Here is a 26,017-nt window from a genome sequence, read left to right on the forward strand (position 1 = left end):
TAACGATTCTTAATTGACTCATGGCTCGACATTGTTTTTGCAGGATAATAAAATATGTCAGTTTACCTAACTGATTAGGTAATCAGATACCTATTCCATTGAAATAACTGCCTCGATGGCTTCGATGCCGTGGGCGATTACGTCGGGTTCGAGTCGGTCTCCGTCTTCGCGGAGCTCGTCTTTCGTAAACCAGTGCCACGTCTCGATTTCGCCGTCTTCGGGCGTGATGTCGCGGTGTTCGACGCGGCCGAAATAGACGAAGTCGATGTGCTGGTGGCCAACGTGCTCATCGTACACGTTCACGTCCGCGAGTTGGAGGTGGGCGGGTTCGGGAAGCGGTTCGACGGTCGGCGAGGATGCGCCGGTTCGCTTTGCGAACAGGGTCACGTCCAAGCCGGTTTCCTCTTTGACTTCGCGGATGGCGGCTTCGTGGGGGAGTTCGTCGCGGTCGATGTGGCCGCCGGGCGGCAACCACATGTCCAGATGTTTGTGGTCGTGGAGGGCCGTGGCTCCGTCGTTGACGATATAGACGGTTGAGGTGAAATGGCGAGTCGTCTCCATGGGTCGAAAAATGCCGGAAAAGCCGTCAGTGTTCCGCTTAGACGACCTGCTCTTCTGCTTCGAGCAGTTCGTGGTAGCGGTTGCGGATGGTGACTTCGCTGATATTTGCGATGTCGGAGACCTGACTCTGGGTCACTTTCTCGTTCGAGAGCAGCGCGGCGGCGTAGACGGCGGCGGCCGCGAGGCCGACCGGCGACTTGCCACTGTGGACACCTTGCTGTTTGGCGGTTTTCAGGAGCTGTCGGGCGCGCATCTCCACCTCATCGGAGAGGCCGAGCGAGGAGGCAAAGCGCGGGACGTAGCTCTCCGGGTCGGCCGGGCGCACTTCGAGTTTGAGTTCGCGGGCCACGTAACGGTAGGTGCGCGCGATTTCGCTCTTTTCGACGCGGGAGACGTTGGTAATCTCGTCTAAGCTTCGGGGCATGCTCGCTTGGCGTGCCGCGGCGTAGAGCGCTGCCGTGGCGACCCCTTCGATGGAGCGCCCCGGCAGCAGGTTCTCCGTGAGCGCACGGCGGTAGATGACCGACGCCGTTTCACGCACGTCTTTCGGCAGGCCGAGGGCGCTGGCCATGCGGTCGATTTCGCCGAGCGCCTGCTTCAGGTTGCGCTCCTTGCTGTCGCGGGTGCGGAAGCGTTCGTTCCACTTGCGAAGCCGCTGCATCTTCGCGCGCTGGCGGCTGCCAAGGGACTTGCCGTATGCGTCTTTGTTCTGCCAACTGATGTTGGTCGAGAGGCCCTTGTCGTGCATCATCTGGGTGGTCGGTGCGCCGACGCGGGACTTTTCGTCGCGTTCTGAAGAATCAAAAGCACGCCACTCCGGGCCGCGGTCGATGGTGCCCTCGTCTACGACGAGGCCACAGTCTTGACAGACCGTCTCGCCGTGTTCTGCGTCGGCGACAAGGTTGCCACTACATTCCGGGCAGACAAGCTCTTCTTCGCTTTGTGTTTGTTCGGGCTGTTCTCGCTCGCTCGTCCGCTCGTCTGTTCGGGTTCGAATACTCGTATCAGTCATTGTCTGGTGTATCACACTGCAGAGAGAAGTAGCAGAGACGGCGTCGATACACCGTTTTGTTGTATCTCTGGCGACTTAAATGCTTCGGGCGCGTGAGGCGTTCTGTCTGTCGATTTCGACAAATTAACTGAATTCAAATTTACCTCGGGTCAGCGTCCCTGTCAGGGGGTCTCGCCGTGAAACCCGAGCATCGAAACCCTTACCGCTTGCCCGCGTGTGCAAAAAGCCATGAGCGATACGGTTGTCGACGCAGACGAGGTCCGCCACATCGCAGACCTCGCGCGCATCGACCTAGACGACGAGGAGGTCGAGCTGTTCGCCCGACAGTTCGGGGACATCCTCGATTACTTCGGCGCGCTCGACGAAGTGCCCGAGGTCGAACAGGAGGCTGACCTGGTGAACGTGATGCGCCCCGACGAGGTTCACGACGGGCTCACGCAAGAAGAAGCGCTCCAGAACGCACCGGAGACCGAAGACGGCTATTTCAAAGGACCACGCGTCTCATGACGGATTCTCTCAACATCTTCGTCACCGAGGAAACGATTGAGAGCGACGGCGACGGCCCGCTCGCGGGCAAGACCATCGCGGTGAAAGACAACATCTCCACGAAGGGCGTCCGCACGACGTGCGGCTCGAAGATGCTTGAGGAGTACGTCCCACCGTACGACGCAACCGTCGTCACCCGCCTGAAAGAGGCAGGCGCGACCATCGTCGGAAAAACCAACATGGACGAGTTCGGGATGGGGACGACGACCGAAACCTCCGCCTACGGGCCGACCCTCAACCCACTCGACGAAGACCGTGTCCCCGGCGGCTCTTCGGGTGGCAGTGCGGCCGCCGTCGCCGCGGGCGATGCTGACCTCGCCCTCGGCTCTGACACCGGTGGCTCAATTCGCTGTCCCGCCGCGTTCTGTGGTGTCGTCGGCATCAAACCGACGTACGGCCTCGTCTCGCGCTACGGCCTCGTCGCCTACGCGAACTCCTTAGAACAGATTGGGCCAATCGCCCCGAGCGTCGAAGACGCCGCTGCCCTGCTCGATGTCATCAGCGGGCAAGACCCACACGACGCGACCACCCGCGAAAAACCCGACGTGAGCTACGCAGACGCCGCAACCGGCGACGTTGACGGGTTGACCATCGGCGTTCCGACTGAACTCGTAGAGGGCGCAGACGACGGCGTCGTAGAACAGTTTGACGACGCGCTCTCGGAACTCGAAGCCCAAGGGGCGACCGTCGAAGAGGTCACGCTCCCTTCGGTCGAACACGCCGTCCAGGCCTACTACGTCATCGCCATGTCGGAAGCCTCCTCGAACCTCGCCCGGTTCGACGGCGTCCGCTACGGCATCTCCGGTGGCTTCGAGGACAACTGGAACGAGGCCTACGCCCGCTCGCGCGAGGCTGGCTTCGGCGACGAGGTCAAACGCCGCATCCTCCTCGGCACCTACGCCCTCTCTGCTGGCTACCACGACCGCTACTACAAGAAGGCACAGGACGCCCGCGAGTGGATAAAACAGGACTTCAACCAAGCGTTCGAGGACGTTGACGTGCTCGCGAGCCCGACGATGCCAACGCCGCCGTTCAAACTCGGCGAGAGCCTGTCCGACCCACTTCAGATGTACCTCGCGGACGCGAACACGGTGCCCGTGAACCTCGCAAACCTGCCTGCCATCTCGGTGCCTGCGGGGGAAACCGACGGTCTTCCGGTCGGTCTGCAACTGATTGGCCCGGCGTTCGGCGAGGAGGTCATCATCCGCGCCGGAAGCGCGCTCGCGTAAGCTAACAGAGCTTTTTGTTCATCGCTCACAAACGTGAGCCATGGCTGCCGACACGATGTCTCAGAGTGCGTGGATTGCGATTGGTGCGGGCATTGGTGTCGCACTCGGCGTGGCGATGGACAACATCGGTGCTGGGCTCGCACTCGGGGTCGCAATGGGAGTCGCAATCGGCGTGGCCTACCAACAGCAAAACGAGTAGCCTACCCGTTGTAGGCGAGGTTCATAATCCAGTGACTCAGGGCGTCACTGCGCGCGTCGATGTCTTCTTCACCGATGAACGGCGAGAGCAGGTCGCCCGCCATCAGCAGCGAGAAATCGAGGTCTTTCGGTGCGGGGGTGACGAAGTACGTCGTGTGACCGTTGTAGACGGCTTCCTCCCGGCGGATGAAGTCTTTGGCCAGCAGTGACTCCACGATGCGACTTCCCTTCCGGGAGCTCACATCCAATTTTTTCCAGAAGTCACTCTGGTAAACGCCACCCGTCTCGCGGATGAGTTCGAGTCCTGCCTGCTCGTCCTCGGAGAGTTCAGCCTCCGCTTCTGCCGTACTCATGGATTGAACAAATTGCCCCGAGCAGGTTAAATCTGACCTTCGACGGGTTCGTATTCGGTCGTACACGGCGACCCGGGTGCAAAGTCGTAGGTCCCATCCCCGCCTGCGCCAATCGTGATGAGCGACGACGAGCGCGTTCCGTAGCCGTCTTCGTGAATGCACACCCCGAAATCGTGGTCGGAAATCGCGTCACGCGCCCGGTGGAGCCACGCCTCTGCAGTCTCTGCAGGCGTCGGTTCGAGTGCATCGCGGAGGGCAATCGCGTTCTGTGATTGCTGTTCGCCCGCTTCGGGGAAGCGCGGCGGCTCGAAGAACTCACCGTCTATGCCGACGTTCACCACGACGTGGACGCCGGGGTCGAGATTTCGAATCCGTTTGCGCCCGTCCCATTCAACGAGCAACGCGGCGTTCGCATCCGCGAGCACGAGGTTGAAACCGTCGTACTCGCGTTCGTCCACCTCGCGTTCGACGTATCGGGTCGCGTCCTCTGCGGTTTCGTAGGAAAGCGCATCGCGGACGAGCAAGCCGCGCGACCGCGGCGCGTTGAGTTCGGCTTCTATCCAGCGATTGGTGATGGCGACGAACACGCCGTGTTCGTTGTAGCCAATCCACGTCCCACCGGCTTCGCTGTCGCCGGGGGCGACGATTGTGGGGTCACCGTCTCTGACCTGCGGCGGCGTCGAGGGTCGGTCTACACGTTCGTCACGGTTGGCAGCGACGACGAGCGGCGTGTCGTCGAACACCTGCCACGCGAAGGTGAGCGTACACACAGTCTCTCATAGGTCGCGGGCGCTTCTAAACCCTTGGCGTGGGGGCTATCGAAGCGCCTCGCGCACCTTCTCGCGTTCAACCGTCCCCGACGCCGTCCGGGGCAACGCCGAGGTAAATCCAATCACTCGCGGGCACTTGTAGCCCGCAAGTTTGGCTCTACAGTGGTCGACCAGTTCGTCGCCGGTGACTTTTTCATCATCCTCTGTGACGACGAGCGCACCCACCCGTTCGCCCCATTCGTCATCTTCGATGCCGACGACGGCCGCGTCGGCCACCTTTGGGTGCGTGAGCAACACGGCAACGACCTCCGCGGGGTCGACGTTCTCGCCGCCCGTGATGATCCGGTCGGCGCGTCGATTCGCCACCCAGAGTCGCCCACCTTCGTCCTGATACCCCATGTCCCCCGTGTGCAGGCCGTACTCAGAGAAGGCATCGACCGTCGTCTCGTAGTCGTCGAAGTACTCTTTCATCACCGTCGGCCCGGAGACGACGAGTTCGCCCGGCGTTCCCGGTTCGACGGGGTCGCCGTCGTCACCGACCACGGTCACGTCCGTGCCAAAGAGCGGCCTGCCGACCGTTCCGAGATGCGCAAACGCCTCGCTCGGCGTCGCGGTGGCGATTTGCGAGGCGGCCTCGGTCATACCGTAGGTCGGGCAGACGGGCACGCCTTCTCGTTCGCACCGCTCGATGAGGTCGTCCGGTGCAGGTGCGCCGCCGAGCAGGACAAACCGAAATGGGTCAAAGGAAACGCCCGCATCGAGCAGGCGCGAGAGCATTACGGGCACGAGCGAGATGCCCGTCGGCTGGTATTCGGCAATAGCGTCGCCCACCGCCTGTTCGTCGAATGCTTCGACCAACACGACAGCAGACCCGTAGCGTGCCGCGCGCAAAATCGGGGACAGCCCGCCCATATGATAGAGCGAGAGGAAGACCAGCCACCGGTCGTCGGGGAGCGTGCCGAGGCGGTAGGCAGAAGCCTCGGCGCTCGCCGCGAAGTTGCCGTGGGTGAGAACCACCGCCTTCGGTTCGCCAGTCGTCCCCGAGGTGAACATGATGAGCTGTGGGTCGTCCGCCTCCCACGTCGTCGGTCGAACCTCGGCCGTCGGCTGGGAATCGAGTTTCGTGACGCGCGCTCTGAGACTGGCGTCAAGCGAAAGGAGAGAAACGCCTGTCCCTTCGGTTGCACCCATCGCTTTCGCCTCTGTTGACTCACTACAGACGAGCACCGACACGTCCGCGCGCTCGATTTGCGGGGCGAGTTCGGCGGCGGTCAGGCGCGTGTTGAAGGGCACGAGCACCGCGCCGAGCCGCGCGACAGCGTGGATGAGTCGTACGAACGAAATGCTCGTTTCGAGCAAGACGCCGACGTGGTCGCCGGGAAGCACGCCGGCTCCCGCGAGATGTGCGGCGGTCTCATCGACTGTCTCGGTCAATTCGTGGTACGTCCAGTGTACGTCGTTTTCGGCGTCGATAAGCGCGACTTCGTCCGGTGACGCTCGCGCCTGTTGGGCTACCCAGTCTCGCATCATTCCCCATTCAGGACTGGCTGAATATTGCCCTTTCCCTGCGGAACCGTGATTGCGCCGTCTGAGACGGGCGCGGGGTCTGTCTCCGTCACGTCTGCTGAGAGAAGACTCGCGGTGGCAAGTCCACACGCTTCGACGTCGGGCAGGCTCGCGGCGAGGTGCACCGCCGCCGTTCGCGCAACCGCACCGTCGATGGTGGTCGTCACGATGCACTCGACGCCTGCCTCGCGTGCAGCGCGTGCTGTCTCTCGTGCCACGTCAACGCCGCCGAGGGCCATTGGTTTGAGTACCAGCACGTCGGCCGCGTCCGCGTCGAAAATCTCCGTGGGGGTTCGTTCGGTGAGCGATTCGTCGAGGCCGATTCGCACGCCTCCACCGCGCAACCGGGCGTGCTCCTTGAGGTGCGTCGCCGGGAGGGGCTGTTCGAGCAGCGAGAGCTTCGCCTTCCCGAAGCCATCGAGCGCGCGCTTCGCCATCGGCACGTCCCACGCGCCGTTCGCGTCGGCTCTGAGCTCGATGTCGTCTCCGACGGCGGCGCGGACGGCCGCGGCTCGCTCCACGTCGGCTTCGACCGCGTCTGTACCGACCTTGAGCTTGAGCGTTCGAAACCCCTCAGCGACCGCGTTCTCGGCTGCCACGACGGTCTCCGAGACAGTTCCCGCGCCAATGGTCGCGTTCACCGGGACGTGCTCGACACGAGCGTCGCCACCGAGAAATCGGTAGAGCGGCTGGGCTGCGGCGCGCGCGCGGGCGTCGGCCACCGCAAGCGAGAGGCCGTGGCGCGCGGCCGGGTTCTCTGAGAGGGCGGCTATCGCCTCGTCTTCGGCTCCTGTTTCGACTTGTGAGCGAACCGCGTTGAGCGCCACTTCGCAGGCAGCGAGCGATTCGGTCCAGCCAGGCAGCGGGGTCGCCTCTCCGACGCCGGGGACGCCGTCTACGGTCACACGGACGAGAAAGCCCTCGCGTTCCTCGATGTCGCCTGCGGCTGTTTGCAGGGGCGAGGTGAGCGGCAACGAGAATCGAGTGAGTTCCATCAGAGTACCGCCGGTGCGGCGAACCCGAGGGCGAACAGAATCGAGTGAATCGCGAGCAGTTGGCCGGTCTGTTCGAGCGCGGGATTGAGCGCCGCGCCGTCGGTGCGGGTGAGCACGGTTCGCGCGACGCGCACCGCAATCGGCAACGAAAGCAGCGGCAGGAGCACGAACTGCGAGTAGGCCGGGTCGAGCGCGAACACCGCAGGCACGGCGTAGGCAACGGCGAGCATGAGCAGGTATTCGACGCGACTCCAGCGGTAGCCGAGTCGCACCGCGAGGGTGCGCTTGCCGGTTTTCGCGTCGGTCTCTATGTCTCGAACGTTGTTCACGACGAGAATCGCCGTCGACAGCGCGGCGGGCGCGAGACTCGCCACGAGTGCGGCGAGTGGGAGCGTTCCGGACGGGACGGTCATCGGGATGCCTGCCACCGCATCGACTGCTTGGACGTAGTAGGTGCCCGTCACGGCGACGATACCGAAGAAGATGAACACGAACACCTCACCGAGGCCGTGGTAGCCAAGCGGGTAGGGGCCGCCGGTGTAGGCGATGCCACTTGCCACGCTTGCGAGGCCGATAACGACGATGGGAAGGCCGCCAACGGAGACGAGGTACGTCCCCGAGATGATGGCGATGGCGAAGGTGAGGTACATCGCGCGTTTGACTTCTTCCGGCGCGATGAGGCCGGATTGCGTCACGCGGGTGAACCCCTGTCGTTCGTCGGTGTCTGCGCCCTTTATCGCGTCGTAGTAGTCGTTTGCGAAGTTCGTCCCAATCTGGATGAGCAGCGCGCCAACGAGCGCGGCGAGTGCGGGAAGCGCGGCGAAGACACCGTCGTGGACGGCGAGTCCGGTGCCGACGATGACGGGGGCGGCCGCGGCCGGAAGTGTCTGCGGACGGGCGGCCATGACCCACGCCTTCGTCGGCGAGATGGTCGCGGTGTCAGTCATTCAGTTGGCAGTTAGGAAGGCACCGACATAGCGACTGTGGTTGCAGTGCGTTTTCGGTGCGGAGGCAGTTGCGGTTAACGGTACGAGTCCACTGCCGTAGCGGTTCAGCGTCGCACCCGACTGCGCACACGGGCGCAGTCGGCCTTTTTCATGCAAGTTTTTCAAGGAGGGGTTCGCCGGAGGTGAACTCGACGAAGAAAAAGTTGCTTAGTAGTGCCACGGGTACTTCGAGAAATCGGGGTCGCGCTTTTCGACGAACGCCTCGCGGCCCTCTTTTGCTTCGTCGGTCATGTAACCAAGCCGGGTGGCTTCCCCGGCGAACACCTGCTGGCCGACCATGCCATCGGTATCCATGTTGAAGGCGAATTTGAGCATCCGCATGGCCGTCGGCGATTTCGCGTTGATTTCTGCGGCCCACTCAAGCGCCACGTCTTCTAAGTCTTCGTGCGCCACAACGTCGTTTACCATGCCCATGTCTGCCGCTTCTTCTGCCGAATAATCCTTCCCGAGGAAGAAAATTTCACGCGCCTTCTTCTGGCCGACTTGGTGGGCGAGATACGCAGAGCCGAAGCCAGCGTCGAAGCTCGCCACGTCAGGGTCGGTCTGCTTGAAGATAGCCTTCTCCGAGGCGAGGGTCATGTCGCAGACGACGTGGAGGCTGTGGCCACCGCCGACAGCCCAGCCGGGAGTGACGGCGATGACGGGCTTTGGCATGAAGCGGATGAGCCGCTGGACTTCGAGGATGTGCAGGCGGCCCGTGTCTGATGCGCCCGCCTCGTCGCCTTCGTACTGGTAGCCGTCGTCGCCGCGAATCGTTTGGTCGCCGCCGGAACAGAAAGCCCAGCCGCCGTCTTTCGGGGAAGGGCCGTTGCCGGTCAGGAGCACACAGCCAACGTCCGTCTGGCGGCGGGCGTGGTCGAGGGCGGTGTAGAGTTCGTCAACCGTCCCGGGGCGGAAGGCGTTTCTGACTTCTGGGCGGTCGAAGGCGATTCTGACCGTACCCTGGTCGGTCGCGCGGTGGTAGGTGATGTCCTGAAAATCAAAGTCTGCAATCTCGTCCCAGCGAGCGGGGTCGAAAATATCTGAAACCATACCGCCACTCGGGTCGGGCGGCGCAAAAAGATTCTGCGCGGTCACTCCGAGGCGAGATTCGCAAATCGACTGTCAGCCGCGAGAATCCGCCGGAGGTCACGCCATCGCAATGAAAGACGCACGTCGCGTCTCCGTGGCCGTGTTTTCGACGCGACCGTCACCAACCCGAGCGAATCGAGGTCGCCGAATGCGCTCGACATTCGGGCACCCGACAGCGGCTCCATCCCAAAGGAGGTACACAGTCGCGTGTAGCGTTCGTGGACACCTTCGACAGGTGCTCCTTCGGGGAAATCAGCGACGGCGAGCAACACGAGTTTTGACTGTGTTGGGAGCGAGTCGACGAGCTGCTCGGTGTGATCGAACTCGACGCGCGCCTTGGCGTCTCTGACGTGCGCCTCCGTCACCGTCTGCGCGCCATCTCGCTCTGCGAGTTCTCCCGCAACCCTGAGCAAGTCGAGGGCTCGTCGGGCGTCGCCGTGTTCTTGTGCGGCGAGGGCAGCGACGAGCGCGAAAACGCCCGCATCGATGACTCCCGGTTCGAACGCGACGGCCGCCCGTTCGGTAATGATATCGGTGAGCTGGCCCGCGTCGTAGGGCGGGAACACGATTTCGTCGGTTCCCAGACGAGACCGCACCCGTGGGTCGAGCGATTCGGTGAACGTCAGGTCGTTGCTGATGCCGACCAGTGTCACCCGCGACGAATCGAGGAGACCGTTCAATCGCGCGAGATTGTAGAGGACGCTGTCGCCGCCTGAAGACGCGAGTTGGTCTACTTCGTCGAGAACGACGATAACCGACCGTTCGACGACACTCGCGGCTTCGATGAGCGTATCGTAGACGACTTCGGTCGGAAATCCGGTCATCGGAACTGGTTCCGGCCCCGCGTTCGGGTCGCCCGTCAGCGCTCGATTCGATTCTACGAGCACGTTCGTCAGGTGTGCGAGTATCTGATACTGCGTGTCCGTGACTTCGCAGTTTACGTAAACCACGGTGACGTGTCTTTCGAGGCGCGCTGCGGCCCGTTCGAGTTCTCTCGTCACCGAGCGGACACAGGCGGTTTTTCCAGTGCCCGTTTTTCCGTATAAGAGTACGTGCGCGGTCGTTTCTCCGTGAAGTGTACCTGCCAGAACGCCAGCGAGTGAGGCAATTTCGGTCGTTCGGTGGGGGAGTGTCACGGGGGTGTGAGCGGGACGGAGTTTGTCCCGCTGTTTGAACAACCGTGGTTCCGTGAGCAACTCGTCGAAAAGCCCAACCTCTGCCGGCCGCCGTCCGGCATCAGGTCCGTTTGCGTCGGGCGTGTTCGATTCGTGTTGGCTCATGGTTTGCAGCGATCGATTCAGCGTGGCCACTCGTGGCTCACTGGTTTCGAACCGGTCTGAATTTCCCCACCCACGGCGCTCCCGCAGGCAATTCAATCATCAACTGCCGTCTTGATAAAGTTCTGTGAGACAGTCAGCCCGGTTGGTCTGACAGGACGCTGGAAAAATCAACACCCGGCAGCCGAATCGCGCACAATCAAACCGTCTTACACGGCTCTGTGTCTCGGTTTTCTACGAATCCGACTCAGCACTCAGCGGCGTCCGACCCGCGAGAACTGGGTGCAGTCAATTGCTTTGTACAGAATTGAACGAGCGTGGCCGACGATTCTCACCGTCTTACGGACGCGACGAGTCTCGCTGAATTGCCTCGGTCACGCGCTCGGAGAGTTGCTCCCTGAAACGGTGGCTCGCCTCGGCGTCAGTCTGCACTTCGATGATGCGAGTTCCGGCCTCGCCCACCGATGCCACGAACGCCTCGCGGAACTCGCCTCGACCTTCGGTGCGCACGAACTCAAGGTCGTAGAGGTCGCCCGTCGGCTCGAAATCGAGGCCGTGGGGCGTCTTGAACTGGCCCGTAAACGGCGGGTCGAACTCCTCGATGGGGAGCATGTGGAAGATACCGCCGCCGTCGTTGTTGACGAGGATTATGGTCGCGTCCACGCCACACCGAGCGAGTGCGAGCAGCCCGTTCATGTCGTGATAGTAGGCCAAATCGCCGGTCACGGCTACGAGCGGGTCGTCGGTCGCACTGCCCGCGCCGAGCGCCGAACTCGTGATGCCGTCGATGCCGCTCGCGCCGCGATTTGCGAGCGCAGTAATCGTCGCCTCGCGTGGCTTCCCGAAGCGGTCTGTGTCGCGCACCGGCATGGAGTTCGAGACGAACAGCGTCGTCGGGTCGGGGGCGAGTTCGACCACGTCCGCGAGGACGGTTCCTTCGAAGAACTGTTCGTCGTGGGCAGCCGCGACGAGTTCCCAGTAGCGGGCTTCGGCTTCCTTGAATTGGCGTGTCCAGTCGCCTGCGTCCATCGTGAGTGCCTGTGTGAGCGCCTCAGCCACCCGAGTCGGGTCTGCGACCACGAGGTCGCTCGCGGTGAACGTCGCCTCTCGCCACTCGCCTGCGGGGTCTACCACAAACTGCCGCGCACCCGAGTCGCGGAGGTAGTGTTGGAGCGTCTTCGAAGTCGGGGCGGCTCCAAAGCGGAGCACGACATCGGGCGCAGGAAGGGCGTCTACGTACGAATCGTAGCCGCCTAAAATCGGTTCCCCCACCGTATGTGGCCCCCAGCGAACCCGAGAGAGCGGGTCTGCAAGCACGGGCATCCCGGTCGCATCTGCGAGTGCGCCAATCGCCGCCGGAGTCGGGCCGTTGTCGTCCGGGCCGACAACGATGAGGCCGCGCGCTGCCTGCTCGAATGCACGGACTAACTCGTCACGGGTCGCCGTCTCGAGGGCCGCGCGGCCCTCGGCCACCTCAACGAACGGCCCGTCTCGGCCAGTCGCGGCGAGCGGGTATTCCGCTTCGAACCCCTCGGGAACGTCGCCCGACACCTCGACGGGATCGAGCGGTTTCCGGAAGGGGACGTTCAGGTGTACCGGGCCTGCGTCTGTTCCCTCGGCTTTCGCAACCGCCCGCGCACAGTCGGTGCGAAGCGAGCGCAGTTTGCGGTCTTCGACCGCTGGCTCAGGCAGGTCACGATACCACCGCACAGAATTCCCGTAGAGCTTTTCCTGGTCGATGGTCTGGTTCGCGCCGCTGTCTCTGAGTTCGGGCGGACGGTCTGCGGTGAGGACGAGCATCGGGACGCGCGCCTGCGACGCTTCGATGACGGCCGGGTGGAAGTTCGCGGCCGCAGTTCCAGAGGTGCAAACGAGCGGCGTTGGTCGCCCGGTACGCTTTGCTCGACCGAGCGCGAAGTACGCCGCAGACCGCTCGTCGAGGTGAGAGAACACGCGGATGTCGGGATGGCGCGAAAAGGCGACGGTGAGCGGCGTTGAGCGACTGCCGGGGGAGATGCAGACGGAGTTGAGGCCAGCCTTTGCAAACTCGTCTACCAGCACGCGCGCCCAGAGGGTGTTTTTGTTGGGTGCGCTCATTCGAGTTCGTCCAACATCGGGCGGTATTTCAACTGTACTTCGTCCCACTCGGCATCGGGGTCTGAGTCAGCGACGATGCCCGCACCGGCAAACAGGGTGGCCTCGGTGCCACGGGCGACCGCAGAGCGCAGCGCGACAGCGAACGAGCCGTTTCCGGCCGCGTCGAACCAGCCAACGGGCGCGGCGTACCACCCGCGGTCGAACGTTTCGGTGTCGCGGATGGTCTGTTTCGCGCGTTCGGGCGGCAGGCCGCCCACGGCGGGCGTTGGGTGGAGCGCCTCGACCAGCGAAAGGACGTGTTCGTCGTGGGTGAGTTCGGCGCTGATTGGCGTCTGGAGGTGTTGGACGGTTGCGAGCCGACGCAGGCCGAGTGGGCCGAGGGTCACGCTTGAGGCGAACGGTTCGAGTTGCTCGCGGATGGTTTCGGCCACGACGTTGTGCTCGTGGCGGTCTTTCTTGCTCGTGAGCAGTTCCTCGCCCAGCCACTCGTCTTCTTCCGGCGTGTCGCCCCGACCGGTCGACCCGGCGAGCGCGACGGTCGAAACGGTGCGCCCGCGCAGGGAGACGAGTCGTTCGGGCGTCGCGCCGAAAAACGCACCCTCCTCATCGGGTGCGACGAGGAAGCGGTGACAGTCGGGGTACGTGGTGGCGAGTCGCGAGAGTGCACCCGGGACGGAGAGTTCGGTGTCGAGGGTCGCGGTGAGTGCTTGGGCGAGCACGACCTTCGTGAGTTCGCCGCGGTGGATGCGCGAGAGTGCGGCTTCCACCTGCGCGTTCCACGTCTCACGCGGCGTCGTGAGTTGCACAGAGGCGACGCCGGGCTGCTGGGTTTCCGGATTGTCGGTCGGCAGGGAAGTGAGCGCCTCGCGTTCGCGTTCGAGCAGGTCGGCCGCCGCCGTCGGAGTTGCATTTGGCCCTGCGAGCGTGACTGTCAGAAACGTTTTTGCGTCGGTTTGAGCCACCTGCACCCGCGGGAGGACGAACCGCGCATCGGGGAAGCCAGTCCACGCAGAGTCGTCGTCTTCGGTGGGGCCTTCGTTGAACGAAAAGCCGCCGAACAACCGCGGCCGGGCGGCTTCGGGGAGGCGTTCGGGGGTGATGCTCTGAGAAAACAGCGTTTCTGCCTGCGTTCGAATCGTGTCAAAGCGGGTGTCGCCCGCCGCGGTGAGTGTTTCTGTCGAACCGAAGGCGACGATAGACGGGGCGTCCGGCGCGCTCCACGCGAATCGTGGCGCGTCCGCAGTGTCGAGAAGGCGATGGAGAGAAACGGGTTCGACCTCGCAGGCCCGACTGACGAAGGTGGCATCATCCGCCGCATGCGCCACCGTCTCGTCGCTGCGCAGGGGTTCCATTACCGGTAGTCAGTGCTGGCGACTATTTAGCCTAACTATAGCGTTCCTCGTTCCACGGATTCGCCGTCTGCGAGTAGCCGCGTTTCTCCCAGTAGCCGCGCTCGGGTTCGGTGAGGAACTCGACGCCAGTGACCCACTTTGCGCCCTTGTAGGCGTAGCGGTGGGGCATCACGACGCGCAGCGGGCCGCCGTGGTCGGGTTCGAGGGGTTCGCCCTCGTACTCCCACGTGAACAACATCTCGTCACGCATGCACTCTGCGAGCGGGAGGTCAGTCGAATAGTCGTCCATCCCGTAGAACATGACGTGGGTGGCGTCGTCGCGTACCTGTGCGTGTTCTGCGAGCGTCGGGAACGTCACACCCGTCCACGTACAGTCGAGTTTGCTCCAGCCGGTGACACAATGAAAGTCCTGTACCTGTGTCTCACTCGGCAGGTCGGTGAACTCCTCCCACGAGAGCGTGAGTGGATTCTCGACGGCACCCCACACCTCGAATTTCCACGTTTCTTTGTTCCACTTCGGCGTCCCGCCCTTCGAGAGAACAGGGAACCGAGACGTCTCTCGCTGTCCCGGTGGCAGGCGTTTTTCACCGAACTCTGTGTAGACATCCGTCACGTCTCGCTTGCTCATATCAGAGCTACGTGTCGGAAAGTCGTAAGGGTTGTCGAACCGGTTTTTGCAGTGGCGACTTTTCCGCACTCCCGCCACCGCGCGGCTCACAGCTCGCCTCTGCTGGCACGCTGGTGCGTGGAAAGTGAGTCACATGTCTTCACGTAGCGCGAATCGCACTCCCCGTCAGAGTTAAATACGGCTCCCACGAAGCGGCGACTATTCCGATGCCCAAAGTTGAGCTAACAATCCCCGAGCACCTCGAGATGCAGATTACGCAGATGGTAGAGAGCGGCGAATTCCTGAACCGCGAAGAAGCCGTCCAGCAACTCATCTCAGCCGGGCTCAAGGCGTACAAGACGAGTGGGCCGATGGACGACGAGCCTATGGGTGGGTTCGAAGACGACGGGATGATGGGTCACGAAGACGAGTACGTCTTCTAACCCGGCGAATTGTGGTACCAGTTGTCAGAAATTCTTAAGCGGCGTTCTTGCTAAACACACGCTAATGCACAAAGATGAACTTCTCCAGCTGCACGAGCAGATGGTGACTATCATGGAGAACTACTCGGAAATCTCGGGCGTTGATGCGACCCTCTTTGACCCGTATTACCAACTCGACGTCACGCCAGCCGATGTCCACAAGTCAAAAAGCGAGCACAAACACGCCGTCTTCGTGCTTGGCAACGCGCTTGCAAGCGCCATGAGCGAAGACGAGTTCTCGAACGCAGGCCGGATAGGAAAGCGGATGCAAGAGCTTGCAGAAGACGCTGAGTCCAAACTCTAACTACGTCGGCCTCTCTCACCTTTCTTTCCAGAATCTGATGAGTCGTGCGGAAAGTATTTGCCGTTATTCTTGCTTTTGTGACTATGGACCAAACTACGGTCGAGCGAATCCAGGCGTGGGACGCTCGGTCGTTCGCAGAAGGCTACCGAGGCCTGCATACGCTCGCCGACGAGGCGTTCTCCGGCGCGGTATCTGCAGGCGGCGCGTGGCTCTTCATGCTGAACGGCCGCGTCGTCGGCATCGCAGACGGTGATATTGCGGCGTTCGAAGACGCAACCGGCACGGCGTACGCCGCCCCCCACTCGTCGCTCCCCCTGCTGTTGTTCATGCAACAAGCAGACGGTGAGACTCGCGCGAAGTACTATACGAACGACACGCCGCTTCGTGAGGTCGACGACCAGCTCACGAGCGGCAACTTCAGCGGCTACATCGAGCTGTCTGAGAACGTGCTCTCTGGCGACTACTACGTTGTCTACTACGCCGGGCGCGCAAAGAGCATCGCCTTCGTCGGCAACAGCGGCCGGATGCTCACGGACGACGAAGCGTTCGACCGCGCGGCGGACGAAGTCGGGATTTATTCGGTGAACGCGGTTGACATCGACATCATCGACTTGCCAGAGCCTTCCGAGCCGGAGCCAGAACCGGAGCCGGTCGCTGAGCCAGAAGTCGAAGAAGTATCCGAACCGGAACCAGAACCGGAACCAGAACCGGAACCAGAACCCGAGTTCGAAGCCGACGAGCCAGTGGAAGACCCCGACAGTGCTGTTGAGGATGCCCCGTCGGAGCCAGCCATGGCAAACGGTGGGGCTGAGTCAGTTGAGGGTCACACGGACACCGAACCGGAACCAGCGCCGGAGCCTGAATCGGAGCCAGCGCCCGAATCAGAGACCGATCCGGCTCCAGACCCGCCCGCAGAGCCAGCGACCCAACCGTCGTCGAGACTGCCGAGGTCTGAAGACCGAAAGCCCGCAGAGGTCAGCCGCGCCCCGAGCGCGTCGAGCCTGAGCGCGAAGGCACTCGAAACGCGGTCGATTCCGTCGCTTGACCCGGCGAAGACAGAAGAGTCGAGCGCGCGCATCGACACGGCGTCCAGCCCGGACGAGCAACGCGCGCCTGAGCGCTCTCGCGTCCGCGAATCGGTATCAGAGCGGGCGACGGGCACGCCAAACGCCCCGCCGAAGCAGTCGACTCCGAAACAACCGGCTCCCGAACTCGAAGAGCTCAAAGCCGACCTGCAAAACCAGAAAAACGAGGTGACGCGCCTCAAAGCACAACTCGAACAGGCCAACACGGAACGAGATGACCTGCGCGCAGAGCGCGACGACCTCGCAGCCGAAGTCGAGCGTCTCGAAGCGGAGGTAGAGCGCCTCGAAGACCTGCTCTCACAGGCCGAAGCGAGTGGGGCGGCCGTTGGCCGCGAACAGACCCTCTCGCCCGCGGACGCCTTAGACGGCACGAATCTTTTCATCCGCTATCACACGAAGGGGAAGGCAACGCTCGAAAAAGCCTTCCACGGCGAGGCGAAGCCAGACGAGGTCATCGAGAATCTCCGTATCGAACACCACACGCAGTTCGATTCGTCCTCGGTTGCCGTAAACGGCGAGCAGTTCGAGACGTTTCTCACGAACACCGTCGAGTATCGCTTCGTTGCGTGGACGATTCAGACGCTGTTGTTCGAGATTGCGGACACGCGAAACACGAACTCGCTTGGCGAACTCTACGAGGCGATTCCGAAAATCGACCGCGCAGAGCTGAACGCGAACGTCGGCGTCAAATACATAGAGAACGGCGAGGAACACCGCGAACAACTCAGATTTGACGTGGTGTTGCGCGACCGGATGGGCAACCCGCTCGTGGTCGCAAACTTCAACGACTCGCGCGGCCCGGCCACCGAATCGATGCTCGCCTCGCTCGTCAAACAAAGCACGCGCGTCGCAGAGACCTCGAACAGTCTGAGCTCTGCCTTCTTCGTCACGACGAGCTTTTACGAGCCAGAGGCGCTCGAAACGGCCGTCGATGCCGCGGGCGGTGGCCTGCTCAGTCGGGATAAGCGAAAAAGCTTCGTGAAGCTCTCGCGCAAGCAGGGCTATCACCTGTGTCTCGTCGAAGCTCGCGGCGGCGAGTTCTATATGAACGTCCCTGAGCTGTAGGGACGTTCAATGAGGTAACTAAACGAAAGAGAGGCGTCTGCGCGTTGCAGACGGTATTTGAGGTAGCTAGCGAAGAACGATTATGCGAGTTCGGTCGCGCCTTCGATTTTCATTCCTTCGAGCTTTTCGATGATCTGGTCGACCTTGCCGTCGAGTTCGGAAACGAACTCTTTGGTTCGGTCGGTGGTGATTGCACCTTGGCTCGATGGCTCGATGAGGTTCTCCTCTTCGAGCACGCGGAGGGAGTAGCGTACTTTGTGGTGCGGGTAGCCGGTTTCGTTGGACATCTTCACGATCCCGATGGGCTCGTTTTCGATGACCATCTTCAGGACTTGAAGGTGACGTTCCAGCATATCGACTTCCTTCTCAAGTCGGTCTATCATGGCATTTGTTAACTTGTGTTTGAAGCTTTTAAAGGTTGCTGTCGCCATACCCCGAATAGAATGGTAGATTCGGACTTCGCGTGTGGCATTAATTAACGCTTCGGCTTGCGATAGAACATGACACGCGTGGTGAGTTTATTCCGTCGCCAATTTCGTAATCGGTTTACCCCGGTAACAGGAACTGCCGCGTATGACCGTAACCATCGTCGGTTCGCAGCTCGGCGACGAGGGCAAAGGCGGCGTCGTCGACCTCTGGGGCGACAATGCCGACATCGTTGCCCGCTACCAGGGCGGCGACAACGCAGGCCACACCGTCGTCCACGACGGCGAAGAATACAAACTCTCGCTCGTTCCGAGCGGGGCCGTCCGGGGCAAAATCGGCGTCCTCGGCAACGGCTGTGTCGTGAATCCAGAAACCCTGTTCTCGGAGATTGACGCGCTCGCAGAGCGCGGCCTCTCGCCGGACGTGCGCGTCGCAGAGCGCGCCCACGTCATCCTCCCGTACCACAAAGTGCTAGACGGCATCGAGGAGACGGCAAAGTCCGACTCCGACTTGGACGCCGGTACCACGGGCCGCGGCATCGGCCCGACCTACGAGGACAAAGCCGGTCGCCGCGGCATTCGCATCGGCGACCTGCTCGACCCCGAAGTCCTCCGCGAGCGTCTCGAATACGTCGTTCCCCAAAAACGCGCCCTCGCAGAAGACGTGTTCGGCGTCGAAGTCGGCGACGAGTTCGACGTTGACGCCCTCTTCGAGCAGTACAAACGCTTCGGCGAGCGCCTCGCAGAAGGCGAAATGACCGTGAACGCAGGCGAGTTCCTCACGAACGCCATCAAAGACGGGAAGAACGTCATGTTTGAGGGCGCACAGGGCACCTCCATCGACATCGACCACGGTATCTACCCGTACGTCACCTCCTCGAACCCAACCTCCGGCGGCGCGGCCGTCGGCACGGGCGTTGCCCCCACGATTGTCGGCAAAGGCGACGTCGTCGGAATCGTCAAATCCTACCTCTCCCGGGTCGGCACGGGACCACTCCCGACCGAACTCGACGGCGACATGAAACCGCTCGCAGACCAGATCCGAGAGAAAGGCGGCGAGTTCGGCACTGTCACCGGCCGCCCACGCCGCATTGGCTGGCTCGACATGCCGATGCTCCGCCACGCAGAGCGCGCGAGCGGCTTTACCGGCCTCGCCATCAACCACATCGACGTGCTCGCCGGACTCGGCGACCTGAAAGTCGGCCACTCCTACACCCTCGACGGAGAAGAAATCTTCACCGTCCCACCGACCACCGAACAGTGGGCGCGCTGTGAGCCGACCTACAAGGAGTTCGAAGGCTGGGAGGACGTTGACTGGACCGCCGTCGCAGAAGACGGCTGGGACGCGATCCCGGACAACGCCCAAACGTACCTCGAATACATCAGCGACGAACTCGACACCGACATCTTCGCCGTCGGCATGGGTCCAGACCGTGACCAGACGGTCATCTTAGAGAACCCGCTCGAATAGACGGGAGCAGACCCGTCACGCTTTTAGCGATACCTTCCCACACTTTCACTATGACCACGGGTGAGCTTCGATGAAGGAATCGCTGATGGACATTCTCTGCTGTCCGATGGACAAGAGCGACCTCGAACTAGAGGTTGACGAACGCGACGACGACGAAGTCCTCTCCGGGACGCTCGTCTGCACCGAGTGTGGCGAGACGTTCCCCATCGAGGACGGCATCCCCAACCTCCTCCCGCCGGACATGCGGGAGGACATTGCAGCCTGAACCTTTTTCTACTGTCCCGTAGACTTGTCTGACGTGTCCGATACGCTTCCCGTGCACGTCAACCGCGGTCGACTCCACGCACTTGAGACACCGGACTCTTTTGAGACGGGGGAGTCGTTCACCGTCAATCTCGTCAATCACGGCGAGCCGGTACACGTCCACCTTCACTTAGACGATGCGCTCTCCGAAGTGGCCACCCTCGAGGCGGGAAATCACCACGTCAAATCCGCATCCACCCGGCCGGTTCGCATCTCCGTGTTCGACGGCAAGCGGCCGGTTCGCGGGAAGCTCAAAGTCGTCTCTGCCTACGGCGCGGAGACGAAGTTCATCGACGTGAATATTGCCGAGCCAACCGTCGAAAAACAGCCGGTCGAAGTCGATGAATCGCTCGGCAAACCGGTTCCGAATCCCGAGCCCTCCGGTGGGCTGTTCGAGGACTTCACGCTTGAGGCGAAAGATGTGCCAGTGTTAGTACTCGGCGTCGCCGCGCTCGTCCTCGCGCTCGTCGCGTTGGTCACCGCAAACAGCACCGTCTTCTTGTTTGGCGTGCTCGCGGTGCTCGCGGGCGTCCTCGTCTCAGTTTATTTTACACTTTCGTAATTTCACACAATCTGAAGTATATAAACCGTCCTACGCTCGTCTGACTGAGACTTATTAGCGCTGCTGTGGTAGAACGCTGGCATGTTTGGTGCGTGGCGCAAGCCGTTCACAGACCGGGTGAAGTCAAAGGCGGTGTTAGCGTGGCTGTACCTGTTCGCTTGCCTCGTGGGCCTGCTCATCGTCGATAGTCGAACCGATGTCACTGGCGGCTCGTTCATGCCACTCATACTGGCCGTCGCCGTGACGCTTGCGCTGCCGTTCTGGCCGCTGTTCCGGAAACTCCGCTAGCGCTCCGTGCGCTCGAATCGCCCGTCTGCCATCCGCTTTGCCCGCAGGTAGCGCGCCCGATACCGATTTGCACCATCGGACACGTCCGCTTCTCGAATCTCATCTACGCGCCCCTCCGCCACCGCTTCGACCAGTTCTCCTAACTGCTCAAACTCGCTTTCAGTCAGCGTCACCTCGTACGTCTGCTCTGATTCCTGTTCGAGTTTTGTCCACTTTCGCGCCGCCGCCACAACCAGTGAACATGGCTCTCTGCACGGGAACTCGCCCTCACCGCGCGGCACGGAGAGGGGCGTCTCTTCATCCTCGTCCCACTCGCGGCTCTTCAGGCATTGGGAATCCACACAGCAGGCTTCCGCCACCCATTCGACGGCTGCCGCCGGAAGCTCGTCGATGATGTCGTAAATCCCGGTCTGGCGCTCTGCGGTCTCGCGGAAGTGTGTCACGTCAAGTTCGCCTTCCTGCTCTCGATACCAGTTTGCGACCGTCGCGGGGTAGAAGAAATCGACCGTCTGGAGCAACTCGCGCCCAGAGAGGGAGACGAACTCCCAGCCACCGACGAGCGTCGGCGCGGTTTTGAGCGGTCGATACCGCCCATCCGCGTCGCGTTTCGCAATGTCGCGGGCTGAGAGCGGGTCGGTGTAGGTGGTCAACGCCTCAGCGTCCGTATCCACATCCGCAACGTGTCGCACGTGATACGTTCGCTCGCCTGCTCCCGAAATCGACGCGATGATGCTGAGTTCGCCCCATCCTGTTTCGATGCCGTCGCTGAGACTCTCAAAGCGGATCGCCACGCTCGTCTCGTCTGCACGTTCCAGATAACGCAAAAACTCGCGGCGGGCCGGGTCGTCGATACTCTGCCAGTAGTCCCAGTTCGACACGAGCCACGGGTGGTCTGTGGCGACGGCGTCGAACGCTTCCTCGCTCAATCCCTCGTGGCTCGTCGCGGGGGTTTCGAACGTGTAGCCGTCATCTGTTTTCGAGACGACGAGGCCGTCACAGGAAACGCCGTCTGCGGCGGCTTCCCTGAGCGCGGCGCGCTGGGCGTGGGTCATCGCGCACCTCCCACGGCGCGGGTCGCTTCGCGGACGGTTTCGATGGCGTCACCCACCGGTGCACCCGCGTCCGCAGCGCGTTCGAGAATCACGTCCGCCATCAGGCGTTCGGTCCCAACAGCGCCCGAGTACCAGATTCGGTGGCCCTCGACAGTCGCTGGAACGTCGTAGCCCGTGCGATAGTCGTCGGTGAGCCCCATGTCTTCGGGGATGTCCTCTTGGGTGTGAAACCCGTCTGCGATGAACAGCGGAACCACAACAATATCCGCCGATTCGAAGTAGTCGGTCACGTCGTCTACCTCCGGCTCTTCGTCCATGAACAGCGCCTCGACCTCCGCAAACCGCCCTGAATCACGGATGCGGTCTGCGTGGTAGTGAATCGCCTTCGCGGAGTTCGCGTTGCGCTCGGTGCCGTGGCCGACGACGGCGAGACCGAACCCCGGCCCGACCTCGGGGTCGGCCGTCACCGATTCCGCCCGCCGGATAATCACGTCGGTCATCGACTCGTGAGTGCCGACCGGCCCGCAGTAGTGGACCGTCTTCCCAGTATCCTCGCTCGTGAGCGTGACGTGCGTCGCGCTCAGCCCATCAGACCCCCAGTCGGCCACGTCCCATCCCGAAAGGCGCAGCTCCCGGGGAATCACCTGTTCGGTGAAGTAGCCCTCGCTGATGAACAGCGGGACCACATACACCTCGTCGCTTTCCAGCGTGCGAATGACTTCACGAAACGACGGCTCCTCTTTCCAGAACGCTTCGCGCACCTCGTCGAACACGCCCGCTGCTCGAATCGTGTCTGCGTGGGCGAACGTCGGGGTGCTCGACTCCGCGTTCAGATGCGAGCCGTGGGCGGCAATCACGAGCGCCTTCATTATTATCGTCCGTTAGGACAGGTCGGCCTTAGCGGCTTCGCCCGCGGAAACCCACACATGCAGGGCGAAATCGTTTGGTCGTCGCATTCCTCTTTCCACCATGAAACTGCTCGACGTCACCCTCCGCGAGGGAGAGCAACGCCCCGGTCGGCGCTTCTCGGTCGATGAAAAGGTCGCCGCCGCCCGCCACCTCGACGCTCTCGGCGTAGACTACATCCAACTCGGCTTTCCCGTCGCAGACGACCGCACGAAGCGCGTCGCTGACCGGTACGACGGCGACGCCAAAACGACCGGCATCGCCCGCGCCATTGAAGGCGACATCGAAGCCACTGTCGAGGCGGGCGTAGACGTCATCGACCTGTTTGCGCCGACGAGCGACGCCCAACGCGAGTTCATGCTCGGCACCTCCCGCGACGACCTGCTCGCGTCCGTCCACGAGGCGCTCGATGTTGCCCACGACACCGGCCTCGACGTCCACTTCACCGCGATGGACGGCTTTCGCACGGACCTCGGCTTTCTCACAACCGTCGTCGAAGCCGTCGATGCCGAGTACGTCACCCTCGCGGACACCGTCGGCGTGCGAACGCCCCGTGGCGTCGAAGAAACGCTCACGGCCCTCGACACCGACCTCTCGCGAGTGGGCGTCCACTTCCACGACGACATCGGCGTCGCCACCGCAAACGCCCTCACGGCCGCCGACATAGGCATCGGCCGCGTTGACGTGTCAATCGCGGGCATCGGTGAACGCGCCGGAAACGTCCCGACAGAGGAGTTCGTCGTCGCCGGATTACTTGGCGAAGAGAGTGTTGAATCGAACATCGACACCGCGAATCTGCTCACTCACGCCCACGCCGTCCTCGACGCGCTCGGCGAGGACGTGTCCGACTGGAAACCACTGCTCGGCGACCAAGTCTTCTCCCACGAATCGGGCCTGCACACCGCCGCAATGTTGGACGACCCGGCGCTGTTCGAGCCGTTTGACCCCGCCGAGTTTGGTGGCGAACGCCGCCTTCTGTTCGGCCCCGATACGGGGCGCGGCGCGGCCCGCCGACTCCTCGCTCGCGCGGGCGTCGAACCGACCGACGAGCGGGTGGCGGCGCTGCTCGAAACGCTTGGTGAGAGAGAAGAAGTGGAACTGGACGACGCGCTCTCGCTCGCCCGCGCGGTCAGATAGCGCCCTGTTCTCTGAGCGCGTCGATTTCTGCGCTCGAATAGCCGAGACTGGCGAGAATCGAGCCGGTGTGTTCACCGAGCGTCGGCGGGTCCTCCGAGTCGATAGGCGAGAACGCAGACGAGCGGATGGGCGAGCGCGGCACGTTCACGCTGTCGCCGTCGCCTTCTGCGACGTGCACGGTCGTGAGTGCGTCCGTCGCCGCGAGGTGTGGGTCGTCACAGACCTCGCGAATGTTGTTCACGGGCGCGACGGGAACGCTCGCCTCGCGGAGTTTGTCCACAATCTCTGTGCGGTCGAACTGCCGGAGTTCGACGGCGAGCAAGTCCGTGAGCACGTCGACGTTCTCGCGGCGGTCGGCAATCGTCTCGAAGCGGCTGTCTTCGTGTAGCGAGAGGTCGAGCGCCCGGCACAGGGCGTGCCACTGGTGTTCGCCTGACGGCCCGACGAACACCCACTTCTCGTCTGCGCTCCGGAACACGTCGTAAGGAGCCCAGTTCGGGTGGCCCGCGCCGAGCGGTTCCGGCACGTCGTTGTAGGCTTGGGTGAACGAGAGCCAATACCCCATGAGGGCAACGGTGCTCTCGAACAGCGGCGCGGACACTTTCTGGCCCTCGCCGGTCTCCTCGCGCTGGCGGAGTGCGGCGAGGATGCCGATTGCGCCGTAGAGCGAGGCGGCCATGTCCGCGACGCTCGTCCCCGACCGGACGGGCGGTTCGCCGGGATGGCCGGTCACGCTCATCAGTCCCGAGAGCGCCTCTGCGACCGGGTCGAGGGCGGGATGGTCGGCGTAGGGGCCTTCGTTGAACCCCTTTATCGAACAGTAGACGAGCCGTGGGTACTGCTCTTTCAGCGAGTCGTAGCCGACGCCGAGCCGCTCTGCGGTGCCCGGCTTGAAGTTCTCGACCACCACGTCTGCGTCGTCGAGCAGTTGGTGGAAGATGTCGAGCCCGTCGTCGGTTTTCAAGTCGAGCGTGATGCTCTCTTTGTCCCGGTTGACGTAGTTGAACGAACTGTTGCCAAGCGGCGATGAGTCGCGCACGAGGTCGCCACCCTTCGGGTGTTCGACCTTGATGACTCGTGCGCCCATGTCCGCGAGCAGGAGCGAGCAGAACGGCCCGGCGACGATGTGCCCGAGTTCGAGCACGGTCACATCAGAGAGTGGCCGGTCGCTCATGGAACCTGCGTTTGGTTTGCCGCGAGGTCGTCACCGAAGCAAATCGTCTCGCCGTCTGCCCCGAAGATGTAGCAGTCCTCGCGGTCGAAGCCCACGGTGAGTTCGTCACCCGGTTGCACGTCATCGACTTCCGGCGAGACTACGTCTACGCGGGTGCCATCCGTGGTTTTGCCGTGTACCACCGATTCCGTGCCAAGTGGTTCGACGACCTCTGCGGTCACCGTAAATCGGATGTCACCAGCGCTCGGGCTGAGGTACTGCGGGCGGATGCCGAGGGTGACCGTGTTGCCGAGATGGGCGTCGAGCTGGGAGCCAACGGGCACGCGAATGCCGTGGCCTTCGACGGTTGCAGTGCCGTCTGCGTCCGTGACCGAACACCGGAGCAAGTTGGTCGAAGGCGTGCCGATGAAGCTCGCCACGTACTCGGACTGTGGCCGGTGGAACAGCGTCCGCGGCGGGTCGAACTGCGCGACGTGTCCCTCGCGCAGGAGCACCACGCGGTCTGACATGGTCATCGCCTCCGTCTGGTCGTGGGTGACGTAGACGATGGTGGTGTCCAACTCTTGGTGGAGGCGCTGGATTTCGACGCGTAACTCGGATTTGAGTTTCGCGTCTAAGTCGCTCATCGGCTCGTCCAAGAGCAAAACCTCCGGGTCTTGGACGAACGCGCCGCCGAGGGCGACGCGCTGTTGTTGGCCCCCGGAGAGTTCCGCGGGCATCTTCTCCAACTGCTCTTCGATTTGGAGCACACGGGCGGCCTCCTCGATTTTCTCGTCGCGTTTTGCTTTCGGGACGCCGTGAATCTTGAGGCCGTAGCCGATGTTCTCGCGGACGCTCATGTGCGGGTAGAGCGCGATGGACTGGAACACCATCGAGACGTTGCGTTTCTGTGGGGGCAGGTCGGTCACGTCGTCGTCACCGAAGTGAATCCGCCCGGCGGTGGGTGTCTCAAGCCCGGCGAGCATCCGCAGGGTGGTGGTCTTCCCACACCCCGAAGGCCCGACGAGCGTCGTGAAGGAACCGGCGGGAATCTCCAGTGAAATGTCGTCTACCGCGACGTGCGTCTTGCCGAGTGTTGTGAACTCTTTGCGAACCGTGTCGAGTCGAATGGATTGTGCCATA

At 62.6% G+C, this 26,017-nt stretch carries 28 protein-coding genes; 11 read left to right on the forward strand and 17 right to left on the reverse strand.

Annotated elements, in window-relative coordinates:
- Positions 1 to 90: 90 nt before the first annotated feature.
- Both V5N13_RS00250 and V5N13_RS00255 read right to left on the reverse strand, forming a co-directional pair.
- A complete protein-coding gene (locus V5N13_RS00250; RefSeq protein ID WP_336359122.1) occupies positions 91 to 561 on the reverse strand; it encodes an NUDIX hydrolase in 471 nt (156 codons plus the stop codon).
- A gap of 37 nt (positions 562 to 598) precedes the next feature.
- Complete coding sequence (locus V5N13_RS00255; RefSeq protein WP_336359123.1) at positions 599 to 1,573, reverse strand: transcription initiation factor IIB; 975 nt, start codon at positions 1,571 to 1,573, stop codon at positions 599 to 601.
- A 228-nt stretch (positions 1,574 to 1,801) separates the two neighbouring features.
- Here V5N13_RS00255 and gatC point away from each other — a divergent pair, with 228 nt between their 5' ends.
- The 3 genes from gatC to V5N13_RS00270 are packed head-to-tail and all read left to right on the forward strand — an operon-like array spanning position 1,802 to position 3,547.
- Positions 1,802 to 2,080 (forward strand): Asp-tRNA(Asn)/Glu-tRNA(Gln) amidotransferase subunit GatC, encoded by a 279-nt coding sequence (gatC, locus tag V5N13_RS00260; protein WP_332898815.1) that lies wholly within the window; start codon positions 1,802 to 1,804, stop codon positions 2,078 to 2,080.
- The gene (gene gatA / locus V5N13_RS00265; protein ID WP_336359124.1) at positions 2,077 to 3,348 is read left to right on the forward strand and encodes an Asp-tRNA(Asn)/Glu-tRNA(Gln) amidotransferase subunit GatA; all 1,272 of its coding nucleotides are present in this window, start codon (positions 2,077 to 2,079) and stop codon (positions 3,346 to 3,348) included. The genes gatC and gatA overlap by 4 nt, the downstream gene beginning before the upstream one ends.
- A 40-nt stretch (positions 3,349 to 3,388) precedes the next feature.
- Positions 3,389 to 3,547, forward strand: a complete 159-nt coding sequence (locus tag V5N13_RS00270; RefSeq protein ID WP_336359125.1) for a hypothetical protein — start codon at positions 3,389 to 3,391, stop codon at positions 3,545 to 3,547.
- Position 3,548: 1 nt separating this feature from the next.
- Here V5N13_RS00270 and V5N13_RS00275 read toward each other — a convergent pair whose 3' ends face one another.
- From V5N13_RS00275 to V5N13_RS00320, 10 genes are all read right to left on the reverse strand, one after another.
- A complete protein-coding gene (locus V5N13_RS00275; protein ID WP_332898818.1) occupies positions 3,549 to 3,899 on the reverse strand; it encodes a helix-turn-helix transcriptional regulator in 351 nt (116 codons plus the stop codon).
- A 26-nt stretch (positions 3,900 to 3,925) separates the two neighbouring features.
- Entirely contained in the window at positions 3,926 to 4,669 is a 744-nt protein-coding gene (locus tag V5N13_RS00280) for an NRDE family protein (protein ID WP_336359126.1), read from the reverse strand.
- Between the two features lie 45 nt (positions 4,670 to 4,714).
- Positions 4,715 to 6,196 (reverse strand): o-succinylbenzoate--CoA ligase, encoded by a 1,482-nt coding sequence (menE, locus tag V5N13_RS00285; RefSeq protein ID WP_336359127.1) that lies wholly within the window; start codon positions 6,194 to 6,196, stop codon positions 4,715 to 4,717.
- Positions 6,196 to 7,230: an o-succinylbenzoate synthase gene (menC, locus tag V5N13_RS00290; RefSeq protein ID WP_336359128.1), complete on the reverse strand. Its 1,035-nt coding sequence runs from the start codon at positions 7,228 to 7,230 to the stop codon at positions 6,196 to 6,198. The genes menE and menC overlap by 1 nt, the downstream gene beginning before the upstream one ends.
- Entirely contained in the window at positions 7,230 to 8,177 is a 948-nt protein-coding gene (locus V5N13_RS00295) for a 1,4-dihydroxy-2-naphthoate polyprenyltransferase (protein ID WP_336359129.1), read from the reverse strand. The genes menC and V5N13_RS00295 overlap by 1 nt, the downstream gene beginning before the upstream one ends.
- 207 nt (positions 8,178 to 8,384) lie before the next feature.
- Positions 8,385 to 9,269, reverse strand: a complete 885-nt coding sequence (locus tag V5N13_RS00300) for a 1,4-dihydroxy-2-naphthoyl-CoA synthase (protein ID WP_332898823.1) — start codon at positions 9,267 to 9,269, stop codon at positions 8,385 to 8,387.
- A 41-nt stretch (positions 9,270 to 9,310) separates the two neighbouring features.
- The gene (locus V5N13_RS00305; RefSeq protein WP_336359130.1) at positions 9,311 to 10,588 is read right to left on the reverse strand and encodes a Cdc6/Cdc18 family protein; all 1,278 of its coding nucleotides are present in this window, start codon (positions 10,586 to 10,588) and stop codon (positions 9,311 to 9,313) included.
- A 336-nt stretch (positions 10,589 to 10,924) separates the two neighbouring features.
- Positions 10,925 to 12,682 (reverse strand): 2-succinyl-5-enolpyruvyl-6-hydroxy-3-cyclohexene-1-carboxylic-acid synthase, encoded by a 1,758-nt coding sequence (gene menD / locus V5N13_RS00310; RefSeq protein WP_336359131.1) that lies wholly within the window; start codon positions 12,680 to 12,682, stop codon positions 10,925 to 10,927.
- On the reverse strand, positions 12,679 to 14,034 hold the full coding sequence (locus V5N13_RS00315; protein WP_336359132.1) for an isochorismate synthase: 1,356 nt from the start codon (positions 14,032 to 14,034) through the stop codon (positions 12,679 to 12,681). Before V5N13_RS00315 ends, menD begins: the two co-directional genes overlap by 4 nt.
- Positions 14,035 to 14,065: 31 nt before the next feature.
- The gene (locus V5N13_RS00320) at positions 14,066 to 14,662 is read right to left on the reverse strand and encodes a sulfite oxidase-like oxidoreductase (RefSeq protein ID WP_336359133.1); all 597 of its coding nucleotides are present in this window, start codon (positions 14,660 to 14,662) and stop codon (positions 14,066 to 14,068) included.
- Positions 14,663 to 14,868: 206 nt separating this feature from the next.
- On the opposite strand from V5N13_RS00320, the gene V5N13_RS00325 reads away from it, so the two are divergent.
- From V5N13_RS00325 to V5N13_RS00335, 3 genes are all read left to right on the forward strand, one after another.
- Positions 14,869 to 15,084, forward strand: a complete 216-nt coding sequence (locus tag V5N13_RS00325; protein WP_332898828.1) for a DUF7120 family protein — start codon at positions 14,869 to 14,871, stop codon at positions 15,082 to 15,084.
- Between the two features lie 64 nt (positions 15,085 to 15,148).
- Positions 15,149 to 15,427, forward strand: coding sequence for a UPF0058 family protein (locus V5N13_RS00330; RefSeq protein ID WP_332898829.1), 279 nt, complete (start codon positions 15,149 to 15,151; stop codon positions 15,425 to 15,427).
- An 83-nt stretch (positions 15,428 to 15,510) separates the two neighbouring features.
- On the forward strand, positions 15,511 to 17,577 hold the full coding sequence (locus V5N13_RS00335; protein ID WP_336359134.1) for a DUF7527 domain-containing protein: 2,067 nt from the start codon (positions 15,511 to 15,513) through the stop codon (positions 17,575 to 17,577).
- Positions 17,578 to 17,657: 80 nt separating this feature from the next.
- Here V5N13_RS00335 and V5N13_RS00340 read toward each other — a convergent pair whose 3' ends face one another.
- Positions 17,658 to 17,960: a hypothetical protein gene (locus V5N13_RS00340; protein ID WP_336359135.1), complete on the reverse strand. Its 303-nt coding sequence runs from the start codon at positions 17,958 to 17,960 to the stop codon at positions 17,658 to 17,660.
- A gap of 190 nt (positions 17,961 to 18,150) precedes the next feature.
- On the opposite strand from V5N13_RS00340, the gene V5N13_RS00345 reads away from it, so the two are divergent.
- From V5N13_RS00345 to V5N13_RS00360, 4 genes are all read left to right on the forward strand, one after another.
- On the forward strand, positions 18,151 to 19,473 hold the full coding sequence (locus V5N13_RS00345) for an adenylosuccinate synthase (RefSeq protein ID WP_336359136.1): 1,323 nt from the start codon (positions 18,151 to 18,153) through the stop codon (positions 19,471 to 19,473).
- 70 nt (positions 19,474 to 19,543) lie between these two features.
- The gene (locus V5N13_RS00350; RefSeq protein WP_336359137.1) at positions 19,544 to 19,738 is read left to right on the forward strand and encodes a methytransferase partner Trm112; all 195 of its coding nucleotides are present in this window, start codon (positions 19,544 to 19,546) and stop codon (positions 19,736 to 19,738) included.
- Between the two features lie 33 nt (positions 19,739 to 19,771).
- Positions 19,772 to 20,338 (forward strand): DUF7524 family protein, encoded by a 567-nt coding sequence (locus V5N13_RS00355; protein WP_336359138.1) that lies wholly within the window; start codon positions 19,772 to 19,774, stop codon positions 20,336 to 20,338.
- An 81-nt stretch (positions 20,339 to 20,419) separates the two neighbouring features.
- A complete protein-coding gene (locus V5N13_RS00360; RefSeq protein ID WP_332898835.1) occupies positions 20,420 to 20,626 on the forward strand; it encodes a hypothetical protein in 207 nt (68 codons plus the stop codon).
- Here V5N13_RS00360 and V5N13_RS00365 read toward each other — a convergent pair.
- Together V5N13_RS00365 and V5N13_RS00370 are read right to left on the reverse strand one after the other, a co-directional pair.
- The gene (locus tag V5N13_RS00365; RefSeq protein WP_336359139.1) at positions 20,623 to 21,678 is read right to left on the reverse strand and encodes a DR2241 family protein; all 1,056 of its coding nucleotides are present in this window, start codon (positions 21,676 to 21,678) and stop codon (positions 20,623 to 20,625) included. The genes V5N13_RS00360 and V5N13_RS00365 overlap by 4 nt on opposite strands.
- Positions 21,675 to 22,547, reverse strand: coding sequence for a CbiX/SirB N-terminal domain-containing protein (locus V5N13_RS00370; RefSeq protein WP_336359140.1), 873 nt, complete (start codon positions 22,545 to 22,547; stop codon positions 21,675 to 21,677). Before V5N13_RS00370 ends, V5N13_RS00365 begins: the two co-directional genes overlap by 4 nt.
- Before the next feature lie 100 nt (positions 22,548 to 22,647).
- On the opposite strand from V5N13_RS00370, the gene V5N13_RS00375 reads away from it, so the two are divergent.
- Positions 22,648 to 23,721 carry a LeuA family protein gene (locus tag V5N13_RS00375; RefSeq protein WP_336359141.1) on the forward strand — a complete coding sequence of 358 codons (1,074 nt, stop codon included), beginning with the start codon at positions 22,648 to 22,650 and terminating at the stop codon, positions 23,719 to 23,721.
- Here V5N13_RS00375 and V5N13_RS00380 read toward each other — a convergent pair.
- Entirely contained in the window at positions 23,714 to 24,895 is a 1,182-nt protein-coding gene (locus V5N13_RS00380) for a CaiB/BaiF CoA transferase family protein (protein WP_336359142.1), read from the reverse strand. The two genes, V5N13_RS00375 and V5N13_RS00380, sit on opposite strands and share 8 nt — an antisense overlap.
- Positions 24,892 to 26,016 carry an ABC transporter ATP-binding protein gene (locus V5N13_RS00385; protein ID WP_336359143.1) on the reverse strand — a complete coding sequence of 375 codons (1,125 nt, stop codon included), beginning with the start codon at positions 26,014 to 26,016 and terminating at the stop codon, positions 24,892 to 24,894. Before V5N13_RS00385 ends, V5N13_RS00380 begins: the two co-directional genes overlap by 4 nt.
- Between the last annotated feature and the right edge of the window lies 1 nt (position 26,017).

This window comes from Haladaptatus sp. ZSTT2 (assembly GCF_037081775.1).
Lineage (GTDB): Archaea > Halobacteriota > Halobacteria > Halobacteriales > Halococcaceae > QDMS2.

Excerpts from the sequence above, each read along its gene's own strand:
- V5N13_RS00270 (WP_336359125.1), top strand. The coding sequence starts at position 3,389 with ATGGCTGCCGACACGATGTCTCAGAGTGCGTGGATTGCGATTGGTGCG.
- V5N13_RS00380 (WP_336359142.1), bottom strand. The coding sequence starts at position 24,895 with ATGAGCGACCGGCCACTCTCTGATGTGACCGTGCTCGAACTCGGGCAC.
- V5N13_RS00275 (WP_332898818.1), bottom strand. The coding sequence starts at position 3,899 with ATGAGTACGGCAGAAGCGGAGGCTGAACTCTCCGAGGACGAGCAGGCA.
- V5N13_RS00255 (WP_336359123.1), bottom strand. The coding sequence starts at position 1,573 with ATGACTGATACGAGTATTCGAACCCGAACAGACGAGCGGACGAGCGAG.
- menE (WP_336359127.1), bottom strand. The coding sequence starts at position 6,196 with ATGCGAGACTGGGTAGCCCAACAGGCGCGAGCGTCACCGGACGAAGTC.
- V5N13_RS00250 (WP_336359122.1), bottom strand. The coding sequence starts at position 561 with ATGGAGACGACTCGCCATTTCACCTCAACCGTCTATATCGTCAACGAC.
- V5N13_RS00315 (WP_336359132.1), bottom strand. The coding sequence starts at position 14,034 with ATGGAACCCCTGCGCAGCGACGAGACGGTGGCGCATGCGGCGGATGAT.
- V5N13_RS00320 (WP_336359133.1), bottom strand. The coding sequence starts at position 14,662 with ATGAGCAAGCGAGACGTGACGGATGTCTACACAGAGTTCGGTGAAAAA.
- V5N13_RS00345 (WP_336359136.1), top strand. The coding sequence starts at position 18,151 with ATGACCGTAACCATCGTCGGTTCGCAGCTCGGCGACGAGGGCAAAGGC.
- V5N13_RS00305 (WP_336359130.1), bottom strand. The coding sequence starts at position 10,588 with ATGAGCCAACACGAATCGAACACGCCCGACGCAAACGGACCTGATGCC.
- V5N13_RS00350 (WP_336359137.1), top strand. The coding sequence starts at position 19,544 with ATGAAGGAATCGCTGATGGACATTCTCTGCTGTCCGATGGACAAGAGC.
- V5N13_RS00335 (WP_336359134.1), top strand. The coding sequence starts at position 15,511 with ATGGACCAAACTACGGTCGAGCGAATCCAGGCGTGGGACGCTCGGTCG.
- V5N13_RS00375 (WP_336359141.1), top strand. The coding sequence starts at position 22,648 with ATGAAACTGCTCGACGTCACCCTCCGCGAGGGAGAGCAACGCCCCGGT.
- V5N13_RS00330 (WP_332898829.1), top strand. The coding sequence starts at position 15,149 with ATGCACAAAGATGAACTTCTCCAGCTGCACGAGCAGATGGTGACTATC.
- V5N13_RS00300 (WP_332898823.1), bottom strand. The coding sequence starts at position 9,269 with ATGGTTTCAGATATTTTCGACCCCGCTCGCTGGGACGAGATTGCAGAC.
- V5N13_RS00365 (WP_336359139.1), bottom strand. The coding sequence starts at position 21,678 with ATGACCCACGCCCAGCGCGCCGCGCTCAGGGAAGCCGCCGCAGACGGC.
- V5N13_RS00370 (WP_336359140.1), bottom strand. The coding sequence starts at position 22,547 with ATGAAGGCGCTCGTGATTGCCGCCCACGGCTCGCATCTGAACGCGGAG.
- menD (WP_336359131.1), bottom strand. The coding sequence starts at position 12,682 with ATGAGCGCACCCAACAAAAACACCCTCTGGGCGCGCGTGCTGGTAGAC.
- gatC (WP_332898815.1), top strand. The coding sequence starts at position 1,802 with ATGAGCGATACGGTTGTCGACGCAGACGAGGTCCGCCACATCGCAGAC.
- menC (WP_336359128.1), bottom strand. The coding sequence starts at position 7,230 with ATGGAACTCACTCGATTCTCGTTGCCGCTCACCTCGCCCCTGCAAACA.
- V5N13_RS00360 (WP_332898835.1), top strand. The coding sequence starts at position 20,420 with ATGTTTGGTGCGTGGCGCAAGCCGTTCACAGACCGGGTGAAGTCAAAG.
- gatA (WP_336359124.1), top strand. The coding sequence starts at position 2,077 with ATGACGGATTCTCTCAACATCTTCGTCACCGAGGAAACGATTGAGAGC.
- V5N13_RS00295 (WP_336359129.1), bottom strand. The coding sequence starts at position 8,177 with ATGACTGACACCGCGACCATCTCGCCGACGAAGGCGTGGGTCATGGCC.
- V5N13_RS00325 (WP_332898828.1), top strand. The coding sequence starts at position 14,869 with ATGCCCAAAGTTGAGCTAACAATCCCCGAGCACCTCGAGATGCAGATT.
- V5N13_RS00340 (WP_336359135.1), bottom strand. The coding sequence starts at position 17,960 with ATGATAGACCGACTTGAGAAGGAAGTCGATATGCTGGAACGTCACCTT.
- V5N13_RS00385 (WP_336359143.1), bottom strand. The coding sequence starts at position 26,016 with ATGGCACAATCCATTCGACTCGACACGGTTCGCAAAGAGTTCACAACA.